This is a genomic window from Vreelandella neptunia (assembly GCF_034479615.1).
Classification (GTDB): domain Bacteria; phylum Pseudomonadota; class Gammaproteobacteria; order Pseudomonadales; family Halomonadaceae; genus Vreelandella; species Vreelandella neptunia.
The window spans coordinates 3574660-3587223 of record NZ_CP140255.1; the positions used below are offsets into that span (position 1 = coordinate 3574660).

Consider the following 12564-nt stretch of genomic DNA (forward strand, 5'->3'; position numbering starts at 1 on the left):
TTAAGCTCCTGAGTCCAATTCATGTAAGGTGGCTGCCAACGCGTCGACAGACGTGCAGATGTGCCAGCCATCGGCTTCCAAATAAGGTCTTGCGGCGGCTTGATCCTCTATTTCTTCTAACAACAGCGCGACCTTTTGAGCGTCGAACTGAAGCTCAACTTCCCCCACCACCTCATCGAACTCTCCTGCAGTCAGTTCTTCAGCCACCCGCGCCTGAGCGGGCCATACAATATCGTGTCCTTTAAGTGCCATCGCTAGCGATTCATCTAACAAAGTAAACCACTCAGGATATTGCTCGGAAGAAGCCTTCTCTAAAGGTGCCTGCTGCTCTGGCCATAGAAAACCCGCCGCAATACCACTGCTTTTCGACTCCGGCGTCCATGCATAGAACACCGGCAAGAACTGTAGGAAATTAAAGGCTGTCCATAAGCGCTGCCATTGATAGCGGGCAGCATCTTCACTGCTGTTGTTAATGTCGTAGACGAGCGTTGCCATCACGCGAGTCAAATCTAAAGTGGTCAGCAATTCTTGAGCAGCCACTACCTCTAAGGTCAGCGTGGCAGGTCCATGCTGATCTAACAGTGAAACGCTACCCGTGAGAGCTACAGGTTCAGGTGTTAGGTCAGTAAACGAGGCGGGTAAACCCCTTAGGTTATCCAGCACCCGCTGCTTGATAGCGGTGTCAGCCAGAGATTTTCCAGGCAAGCACTGAAAGAGAAACAGTAATGCCTGTTTTGCCAGGGCGTCGGTATTCTGTTCGCAAAGAAAATGCAGCAACAGCTGGAAAGTCGATTTACTTAAATGTTCCGCCGTGTTGCTAACTCCAGCCTTCACGGCCAAACCTGCAATTGCCTGATGATTGTGTTCAGGGGATGTCATTCCCGCTGGTAGGGGCACATCCATGGCTTTATCGCCCATCACACTATTGATGTCGTACCAATTGAGCGACCACACCACAAAACCTGCATGAACAAGTGCTTGGCGCTTGAGTAAGTCATCGTTAGCGGTACGAGCATGGTATCGATAGCCATCTAGGAAAATAGCCACCGGTTTTAGCTCACTACGTGCTGGCCACATCACAAAATCTGGGCGACTGGCAAACTGAACACCTTCAGGAGCGCCCAAATCTACCTGTGGCTCCAGCTCATAACCTACATCGCCTATCGTCAGACGATAGCCGTGCTTACCACGAACCACGTCCTGAGAAACCCGTACCTTCTGCTCTGCTACGCAGGAGGTGCCCGAAAAACGCGTTAAGGCTTCAGGAAAACGCGCTTCTAGTTCGCTGTCTATCCAGGGGTTGCCACCCAAGGCACTCAGTGACTCTGCGTTCTTGACCCACTCATGGCCCCCTTTTACTACCTCTTTAAGCATTTCTAGCGCCAGCCCTTTGCTGGTGCTCTCCATGCCGTAGGCATTGCGATATTCAAGCAGGCAGCGGTAACAACCATCCATGGTGTTGTCGTAACAATCGCAGCGATCCATCACTTCATACGCCATCTGAAACACGGCCTGCATGTTCTCAGCGCGGCTTAAAAGCTCGTGCAAATAACCTGTTCCACCAGGCACCGAGTCATATAACACAATAAAGTGTCTACGCTCGTCGGTTTCACCTATTGGCTCGCTTTGATATGCCACTCGCAAGTGATCAACCTTACCCCCAAAGCGGCGCTTTAGCCCCAGCTGTAAAGCTGCCACAAAGGAATTAACCTGCTCCTCTGTGCCACCCGTCGCCAACCTGGGCAGTAAAATTCGCAGCCCTTCCGAGGTAAAACGGCGGTAAAGATATAGGCAATTTTCGATGCCAAGATCTTCTTTACCGCTCGCTAGCTTTTTAGGTCCACGGGAGTAGCGGCATGACTTTAGGTGAACAGCCTCCTTTTTACCGGCGGCTGCCGCTTTTGATTGCACCGAACCGCACTCTCTGCAAATGGGAAACCCAGTCCGTTGGATATGCTCACCGGCCACATCAAAGTACATCTCCTCGCCCTCTCGTCGGCCAAAATTCACCTCCAAGAAGTTAGCCGCCCGGATAAACTCAAACCCAAAGGGCTTATCCTTATCATCCAGCACCCAGGTAATCGTGATGTCTGACGGTGCAAAGTCGATCAACATCTGCTTATTGAAGAACACCGGCTCGCGATCATCAGAGCGATCGTCCAACTGTGCTTCTTTCGCATTGGTAAACGCATACACCTGGGTCATTTTCAGCATTTTGGTGCGTGCGCTTGCATCACCCCACTGATTGGTACGGCAACGCGGGCAGGTTTTATCACTAAACCCAGCGCTGGGGTCATCCGCTGGGGCGGAGTAGTGGCAACGGGGGCAGAATCGCCAGTCTTGAATATTACGGCCTTTAGCCGTTTCCACACGGGTTACGGTGACACGTCGGCTACCCGCATAAAACACCGATTCAGGAGCCAGCTCGGTGAGTGCCGCCTGGGCAGGACGCTGGTATTCATATTCGCGCTTGATGAACTCGCGCTCGGCACCGCTGCCCGCGACGGCTTTATCCGAGCGGAAAATCACCGAATGAAGTGTCGCGCCCTCTTCGGGAAACGCGTAATTCGGTAGTAGGCCTTCATCGGTAAAGAAGTTAAGCGTTTCGCGCTTATTCATGCGTATCCGCATTCCCCGGTAGCCTGCTGACTCCCGCTCCAGCTCCATCATTTCTGCTTGAGTATGCTCATCCTGAGGTTGCTTGCGCAGCTTTTCTAACTGCTTGTCTAGCTCTTTAATTGTACCCGCCATTCGCTGACGCTCATCGGCGACCAACCTGAGTCGATTCAGCACATAGAGCCGCAGATGATCTTCACTATGCTGGGGGCCACCAAACAGATACTGGCGCAGTAGCTCTTGGTCTTCATCACTTAATTGGGTTGCCACATGGCTGACAAAGCCATCCCACACTTCCTGCATGTTGTGTTCAATAAAAGTCAGCAGCGTGTAGGGAAAACGATCTTGCTGCGTTTTCTCAACGACATCCAATACCGGCTGCATGCCGGCGGGCACAACGTTTTCGCCCTTTGCCGCACGGGTCCAGCAGTCCATCGCGTAGGCCAACAGCTGGCGGCGCAACACATGGCGTGCTTTTAGGAAAACAGCTGGGGGTTCTACCGGTGTATCCAGCATTCGGCTGGGGTCGGCATAAAACACCAAATCATGGGGTCGACCGTTAGCTACGGTTAACACAAATGAGTTGCCGTCCCGGCGACCACCGCGTCCTACCCGCTGCAAATAATTGGCTTGCGCAGGTGGCACGGAACATAGCAATACGCTGGACAGGTCACCAATATCAATCCCCATTTCCAGCGTCGGCGTCGCTGAAAGCAGGTTATATTCCCAAGGTTTGTCACCTTTTATAAAGCTGTTTTCCACCCGCACCCGGTCACTACTGGCCAGCAAGCCGGTATGTTCGTGAGCAATCACGCGGTGAATTTCACCGTGTCGGAATAGCGTACGATACAGCGAATCACGCAACGGTCGAGTATGCTCATATACCCGACGTGGGTCGGATGCGTTGAGCAATGGCAATCCTATCCACTGGGCAGCATGGTCGGCAGGTAAATGAAGCGGCCGATAACCTGGGCATTCTACGGCCTGTATATCGCAAGTAATGGCTAGTTGTTCTGGGTTAAGAACCCAAAGCGCAACACCACTTTCGTTTTGTTCTTGCCGAACTAACCCGGAAGCACACAGCGCTTCTAAAGCAGTGACGATAACTTGCTCACGCTGCTTTTTATCAACGAGCGCTTCAGGATTTAAGCACCCTAACCAGCGCTCGTACCAAGTTTGAACATTATTGCTGTGTGTAAGTAGCTCGTAGCCTTCACCGTTACCCGTCGCTGGGTATTTTGGGCGCGGCGACCCAGGCCCCAGCGGGGGAACATAGTGCAAAAATTTAAGTAAATACGCAGTACCCGATTTTTCTCGGTAATATCGCAAATCCTCTAAACCAACCGCACCTAAATGGGTCATGTGTTGCATCAAACCCACCATAAACCCAGCGGCTGCCTCACGATCGATTCGGTAACCCAACGTATTATCTACCGTCTCAGCCCAATGCGCGGCGGCTTGTTCAACCCGTACCAACGGCCAATCCAATGCCGCTATGCCCAGCCGATTGAGTGACCGCCCCACCTGGGAACGCCAGGCCACATCCTCCAATGCCTGCCACAACATACGCTGACGAATTAACTGCAGCAGGCGTTCCGGGGCTTTCACTTCGCCGGTTAATTCAAAGTGCTCAAAATCAGCGCTAAAGCGCTGGTCGGGTGGCATAAACTCACGCAGATAGTAGGGCAGCGACAGCCGCCCCTGAAGGCCTGCATGGTTCAGCCAGAACGCTTCAAACTGCTCAGGTAGCTGCAGAATGGGTAACGGCTCAGCGTGGCTTTCAAGCAGTTGGGTTAACGCCATACGCACGTTATTTTGCCAGGTACGCGCAGCGAAAAAGCCTGCCCGATGGGTGGCATCCTGCACCGAGTCACTGAAGGTCAGCAGCTTGCGATCGTCGTTATCACGGCTGCTAAATAGCTGATGAATGGCCACTGCGCTTAGGCTGGCAGCCCGCGCACCAAACACAATTAACGACTTTTTAGCCGCACAGTAAGGGCAGCTGTTTTCATGAATCACGCGATTCACGCCACCACGGGTTTCTTCTTTTAGCTGGTGTGGTTTGCTTACTCGCACCAGCGCTTCATTGACTGCCTGGCACCCTTTACATGCGCCAGTAAAATCGGCTGCTGCTGTTTTGCCACACTGGCAACACACTTTAAAATTATGAAGCACCGTGCCAGCAGGAGATTGTTTTTCGCCCTGCTGCCAAGGCAGTAACAAGGTGGTTTCCGCATGGTGGCTAAAAAAGCTGGAATAAATAGCTTGAAGCTCTGTTTCCACCACATCATCGGTGACAGCTCCGCCTTCCATACGGGTTAACCACGCAGTGCCATGGCACTCACGACACTGCACCAACGGCAAGCGCACCTGGGGCTGGTCTTTGGGCGGCTGGTCGTCACCAAACGACAACAGCGGAGCATGTTCTAGAGCGCTTTCTTCTCCTTCGGATACATGCCCTGCAGATATGTGAACAGTGACATCAGGCTCCCGAAGGGTTCCCACAATCCGTCGTAGTTCCCGAGACCACAGCTGCATACGCAGTTGCACAAAGGGCCGCCCGACCTGATCTCTCGCATGGGCCACCAACGACAACAGCGCCAGCAACGCCTGCTCAGGCTGGCGTGCAAACTGCTGTGGCACCTGCGCCGCTAATTTATTGACTAGTGCTTGGAACGTTGGCGTACCGCTACCCAGCTTTAACTGGCGCAGCAAGTTAGCCACTTGGCCATGCTGCTTTAATTCCGCCCCTAATGCTTGGCGTCCTGTCTCTGTCGAGAGCGCATCATCAGGTGCCTTACTGAAAAACAGCTGATAAGCCGTATACAAATACGTATCTAACCCTTCCTGCAACGCCACCTGTAACGCTTCTGGGCCAATTTGCGGATTTAGGTTCAAAAACGCGATGTTATCCAGGAACTCGGTGTCACTCATGCGCTGCTCAGCAATCACCGAATCACGCCCAAACGGGCTGGAGAAAATATCCCCCGCATACGAAAGCAGCCCGTTAACACTGTCATCACCGCCCAGCGTTGCAGAAGTGCCTACACAAATAAGCTGCTCGGGCTGCATATCAAAGCGTGCCCGTAAACGACGGATCAACAAAGAAAGATCTGTTCCCTGGGCACCATCAAAGGTGTGTAGCTCATCGACCACCAAATAACGCAGCGTATCTTGCCCATTGTGCGCCCACAGCTTTTGATCTTTTGGGCGCATCAGCAGGTAATCCAACATTTTATAGTTGGTAAGCAGTACGTCTGGTGGGTTATTGCGCAGGGTGTCTTTATCCGTGATGACCTGATCTGGCCCCATCATCTTACTCCCCTGGCCATCACCGCCAACAAATAGCCCAACTCGCAGACCTTTTAGCGCAGGTTGCTGGTAAACCTCTTTGGCAAAACGCTTAGCTTGGTCAGTCGCCAGCGCGTTCATTGGGTAAATCACGATGGCTTTAATACCAGGGTCATTCGCCCGCTGGCAGTGATCAAGCACCGGGTACATAAAACACTCGGTTTTGCCTGATCCTGTGCCGGTAGCGACTAGGGTATTCGCCGCTTTTCGATCAGAGGCCAGGCGCTGCCACGCCTGCTCTTGATGAGCATAAGGAGGAAACTCTGTTTCAAACCCCTTAAAAAAATCTCGCCCCGATGCGCCGATTAAGAACGGCAAGCCCACCGAAATATATGGCCCTTTAATAAACGCCTCACCGCCCTGCTGCTCTTCCACCAAGCGCTGAAACTCGCCTTTGAATGGCACCGTTTCGGTTTCAAAACCAGTCACAATAAATTCGCGCAGGGCGGCAGAGACTTCACTAGCAAGTAGGCCGGGGATCATTTTTATATCCTTAAAGGGCAATATAATTTAAAATTTACAAACAAATCGCCATAAATTTAAAAAAACCGTATAAAGGTTAATGTAAATTTAATTGAAATTATTAATAGACACAGCCTTCCATCCCCATTCACTACGTTTTTTATTGAAGGTCAGAAGAGCAACACCTTCCACCAAACCTTCGTCTTTAAGGTTATGTATTTTCACCAAATCCGGAGGGATAAAAATCTCGGAAGAAGTAAAACCAAGCCCCGTATCATTAATCCTCACTAGCTCCTGAAACTCTTTTCGCAATGACTGAGATGCCACTGAGCAGCTCTTTTTCGCTGAAAGCACCCGATATCTGGTTCCATCCTTGGTCGTATACTTGGAGAGTCTGACTAAGATAGAGTCACCTACTTTGTACTCTTCATTTAAATTAGAAAAAGGTATAGTTCCGTCAATTTTTGTTTCTACTAGAAAGTGAATTAATTTTTTCTGTTGATTGACGTTATCTACTACTCCAATACGCTCGAAGAAAACATCCCATTTTACTTCTGAATTTCGGCTGGAAATTAAATGAATCTGAAATCTATTTTGGGCATCCCACTCACCTTTAACACGAATTGCACTCCCAGCTAGTGAATTCTGAATATTAAATTTACTTTCAGGAATGACCACTTCTATTGGATCAGAAGCTGTTTTCAGATACAGTTTCCTTTTCGGCTTGCTTTCTTTTCCTGGAATAGTGAACATTTCTCCAAGATTCGCTGTAATCCATGGGAGCTGACTAAACAAAAGATCCTCTGCTGACCCTTTTTGGCTGCGATAAAACTCATCATTTGAAGCTAGAATTGATGCATCTAAATACCAATCCTCAGTAATATAATCTTCAATTTCAGCAGGAATTTTTGTTCCCTCTTTTTGTTTAGCTTCAAGAGTGCGTTTAATCTCATACTTCGCCTCTGGAAACTGGCCTCGTTCAATCATCAGTGTAGCTACTTTTAACCTAATTTTACTTGAATATCGATCATCCGGTGAACACAAAAGTGCTTTACAATAGCAACTGAGGCTTACTTCATCCCCCTTTTTTGCGGTAATATTACCTAGCAGCTCCCAGGCCCAGTATTCGTTGGACTTTGCTCTAGTTACCTCAATAGAAAATGCCAAAGCGTCGTCACTTCTATCCAACTCTAAAAGAACTTTAGCTTTATTCAAAACAAGCCAAATATTGTCTGGATAAGTTGAGATCGCCTTGCCCAAGTAAGGGAGTATATAAACTAGTGAATTCTGATCATTACCTTTGGCAGCATCCTTGCTGGCCTGCTGAATTACCCTCTCTGCCAGCGCTGGAAGCTCCTTACCGTCATCCGTTTTAAATCGCTCCCAATCTTCTGGACGTAAGAACTCTAGATTCCACAACTGACAGAAAGCCGCCATATTAAATCGATCATCACTAGCCAGCTTTGCTGCCACCTGCAGCATCACAGCATGAAGCAGCGATGGCTTTTCAACATTAAGCTTCATATATTGATTAAGATTCTTCTTAATTTTTACGAGGTTATTATCGCCTTTGCTTAACAAGGGCTTTGAAAGACGGTACAGTTCCCAACCGAACGATATTGATAATTCTGGATCCCCGGGGTTATCTTGTAAGAGCTTCTGATACAGTGCAATGGCATTGTCGTGTTGCCCCGCCTTACTCAACTGTCTGGCTTCGTTGACGAGTTGACCCTCGGGATTACATAGAGAGATGGCAAGCTGACGCTGTTTAGTTAGCACATCATCGTTCTCGGGCACAGCAATTGCTTCAAGCTGCTGGCGGTAATGGCTGAGATTAGTCTGCTCTCCTGCTTTAGCGTCCCGCTTAATCAAATCAATCAAGCACCAGCCGAAAGCCCGATCATCCCACTCATCTTTATTGGGGACACTCATTCTTTGCAACGCCATTTGATAGGCCTCATCTATCTGGCCAGCTTTCCGCTTCGCAAAAATGTCTTTACTGGTAATCATGAACTCAGCCCCTGTGTCAGCATCACCTCAACATCTGGCAATAAAGATCCTGGGCTACAGGCAGTAATCAATGGCTGGTATTTGGTGAAACGCTTCTTACCATCAAAAAATATGTCGCATACCGCCACATCATTACCCCGGGAAAAGCTATAGCGAACATGCCATTGATACTTCTCAGCATTCTGTATGTTGATATCCTGCTCAGCCGCAAGCGGGAGCAAACGCTGATGAAAATCATTGATGAAATCATCTTCGAAATGAATTTGGTCAGCGGGTATCACAGATCCGACAGCAATTGGCTGCCCCACCAGCGGAGATAAAAGATTTTGAACATGGACTGCAAGGATTGACGGTATTGTTGCAGTTACATTCGTAATTTTTCCCTTACTATCGTATGCAATATTCACCCGCGCATATTCATTGCCCCTATGGAACGTGTACGCTTCCTGATGTTGGTTATGGGCAATAGAGTTGATAGAAATGGTATGATCAACTATCAGTTCTCGAACCCTACCAAGCACTCCAAGCAGAAATTGCGCTTCTGCAGGGATTCCGTATGTTTCATCAGAACTAATCGGTTCATTTGCTTCGGCAACCGTAGGTGGTGTCACCATCTCACCTACTCTCAAGTGTTGATCTATTTGGCCAGATTGACTTGCTTGGACACCAGTCCCAGTTGAAAAATTAACTGGTTTTGGCTCCGAAGTTGGCACACCAAGGCCCGGCCGCCGAACTGATTTCAGTCCGTCACCGATCTTGATGTTCGGTGAGTCAAGTAACCACAAGCGATCTGAGGTCCGTGTAATCGCTGTATAAAACCAGCGAAAATAATCCTCTGTGAGTTGATTTTGGTTAGTTTTACATTTAACAAACACATTATTCCATTCGCTACCCTGAGCCTTGTGACAGGTAATGGCATAGCCATATTTCAATCGCAGCGCATTGAAATATGGGTCGGACATTAACGTGTCCTTAAACTCCAAACTGCCGCGTTTGAGGCCCTTATTGCGCATGCAGAAGTCGACGTACAAAGCTTTGCTCTCATCGGAACTTAACGAAGGCAAATCACTGTATAACAAACTTTCGAATATCTTCGCCTCAAAGAATTTTGCATTTCCATCGAGATCCCTGAATCCTACAATGACGTCTTTAAAGGCGAGAAAAATATTAATACTTTCGACTTTGCCAGTATCACTATTTCTTCTTTTGATTGTTACACTACGACTCTCGGTGGCTCCCAGAACCTCTCTAACCAGCCCGAAATCACCATTAGAAATGAAAAATCCGTATGCACTGCTGTTACTTACAGCCATAACCTTGTCGCCGGCCTGAACGTGCTCGCGCCCTGGGAAGAAATGCTCCCTGATCCGACGGTTATAGGCCGCAACATCGGCATTTGAATAGGCGATCACAATGGACTCACCGTTGATCCTGCCACCACAGGACTCAAGGTACCGATCCATCAAGTTACCATGGCTGACTGGCTGTACGTCCGGTGTACTGAAATCTACCGAAAGTTGATTAAAAACACGCTTTTTCAACGCATTACGCAACATGATGGAATTCCCCATTACGCCGCTAACTGCCTTTTGCCGTACAACTTCTGTCAACTCATAGCTGGTTGAGCGTACACTGTGCTTTTTAAGCAAGTAATTCTCGTCCAGCGCCGGAGAGAATGACATACCAACGGGTGGCAGCTGCGCATCGTCGCCAATAAAGATGACCTTTTTGCTATGATCGTTATGGTCGAGATTTACATACTTCAGAAAGTCTCTGAGCACATACCCCGAGCCGAAGCGAAAGAACTCCGCTTCACTGTACGCATCAGAAACCATGGATGCTTCATCTACAATGAATATGGTATCAGCTGGAAGCTCATTTACCGCAAGCTCAGCGTAAAACTTATAAGTTTCAGTCCCATCAACATCAGCATCTTTATATTCCTGAATATCCTTGAAAGAATAAATGGTTCGATGCAACGTATAAGCATTAGATTTCGTTTTATTTGCGATAACTTTCGCAGCTTTACCCGTCGGAGCAGCAAGGACATAGTTGCGTCCTATAGATCGGAAATACTCTGTTAATCCCTTGGTAATAAAAGTTTTACCCGTGCCGGCATAACCACGTAAAAGAAAAGCGCTATCATCGTTTGATGACAAAAATTTACCTAGCTGTTTGATCAGATCAGCTTGGCCATCAGTCAGGGTATACTCCCCAAATGCATCTTCAATTTTCAGAAGCCTGCGCGTTGCTTCCTCTTCAAGATTTATGTTGCTGGATGCACGGGAAGCAGCATTGCGAAAAGCTGACAGGCGAGCTTCATCCAGCGATGAGTTCAAATCATCGATTTGGGTACGGGCCTTTGAAGCCTGAATATTGCCGAGCTCCCGCTTAGCTTCCTCTAACTGCTGTGCCAAGCGCTGGTTTTCCGCATTCAGATCACTTTCGATCTTCTCTGGCGGTACTGGAATAACAAAGTCCGGATACTCGCGACCACCATCCTCGCTATAAGTAGAAAACAACCACCGTCCGAGCAGATAAGCTTCTTTCAATAGCCGAACAGCTTGCTCATTATTAATGTCACCGCCATGAGCCGCTTTGTTCCCGTAGCATCGAATAGCATGCAGCTTTTGCCGGATAGGGCTTTCCACAACAGATTCAAATCTTTCAGTCTTCAACTGCTCGAACAGGCCGTCACCAGGCTCACTTCTCAATTCCAGTTCCTGGTACAACAAGCCGACCAAGGTCTCAATAAAACAGCGTAGCTTTATGGTTGCAGCTGCCGGATCATCATGAACATAGCTTTCAGCCTGAATCGCGTGCTTGCACAGTTCTGGCCACCTGGATTCTAATTGGCAGAAATTTTGCGATTTGTTGTTCATTTCGATATCACCCTAAGCCCTTTCCTCAATAGGACCCGCTCAAATACATAAAGGCCATGTGGTACAAAATCATTCTCTTTAACGAATTTATTGATCTCCTTTTTTCTCATAGGGAGAGGGATGAACGAGTCAACTTCTAACTGCTTATCTCTCGCAATTAGCGGAGCGATATCCTTTTCAAAATCAAGCTCAAGCTCGAAAACAGCGGAGACACCTATTTCGAAGTTATTCATTTCCAAAAAGAAGTCGTAGAAGGCCGCCTTGACTGCAAGCTGGTAAATATTTTCATCAATACCAAGTTCTTCAAGCAGGCCTCGCTTGAAACAGAGCTCTATATCAACTTTCCCGAAAGGGTCTTTGTCTGTTCTCGAGAGGCCTTCGTTCATCGTGATATGATATTTGGATTTCCCACCGGCAACCCTCGCCGACCTCTTACTCAGTACCACTTCCTTGCCTTTCCCACCGTCACAAATCAGAAGACAGTTCACTCCAAACGATGTGAAAAATGGTCGATAATTTAGAAACGTGTCTGAATTCGCTTTGGCTATTTCATGCCCTCTCTCTTTCAGCTCATGGTAGATCGATCGAAAAACCCGGTGCGTAAAATAGTCTGTTTTGAAAAGATCGATTTCAACGCCGGGATTTTCCTCTTCGCCAAACCGGGTAAATCGAAGGTTGAAAACACCGTATTTGTCACCGTTGAAAATCATTCCCTCAGTTGCTTCGAGAAACTTTCGCCCCACGAGCACACGGTGTTTTCCTATTAGCTTAGCTAACTCTTCAATTCCGGTGATTTTGACAAGATCATTAAACGAGCTGCCACCATCAAACGAGGTGTCTTCGTGAAACTCGGTAAACTGGGAATCCATATAACCGAGCTCTTTCTCTTTGGATCGGAGTTCGTCCTTGAGGTGTTTTGGCATGTTGATATAAAGGCACCGCTTCTCACCAAAGCGCGATATTTCCCGTGAAAAAATGTTCCTTTTTTCAAATTCAGGATCTCCAGTCGCCAGATCAACGACGTTGATTGCCTCTTTCTTCTTCCGGTAGGCCAAAATCTCTGAACGAACTCTTCTCCGGAACATTGTCTTGCGAATACCGGCATAAACCTGCTGAATACAGAACAAAATGACAGAGCCCACTAGCAGGTAGAACAGCTCCGAAGTGCCATCATTCGTTATCCGGTCAATAAAAGCCTGAAACATCTACTTCTCCGTTTCTGAATTAGCAAACGCTACCCAAG

4 protein-coding genes are annotated in these 12564 nt (G+C 48.2%); all 4 read right to left on the minus strand.

What is annotated here, in order from left to right:
* Positions 1-6450 (minus strand): DEAD/DEAH box helicase, encoded by a 6450-nt coding sequence (locus SR894_RS16610; protein WP_223289143.1) that lies wholly within the window; start codon positions 6448-6450, stop codon positions 1-3.
* Positions 6451-6537: 87 nt separating this feature from the next.
* Complete coding sequence (locus SR894_RS16615; protein WP_223289144.1) at positions 6538-8439, minus strand: tetratricopeptide repeat protein; 1902 nt, start codon at positions 8437-8439, stop codon at positions 6538-6540.
* Positions 8436-11321, minus strand: a complete 2886-nt coding sequence (locus SR894_RS16620) for an ATP-dependent DNA helicase (RefSeq protein ID WP_223289145.1) — start codon at positions 11319-11321, stop codon at positions 8436-8438. Before SR894_RS16620 ends, SR894_RS16615 begins: the two co-directional genes overlap by 4 nt.
* Positions 11318-12526, minus strand: a complete 1209-nt coding sequence (locus SR894_RS16625; protein WP_223289146.1) for a hypothetical protein — start codon at positions 12524-12526, stop codon at positions 11318-11320. The genes SR894_RS16620 and SR894_RS16625 overlap by 4 nt, the downstream gene beginning before the upstream one ends.
* Positions 12527-12564 lie beyond the last annotated feature (38 nt).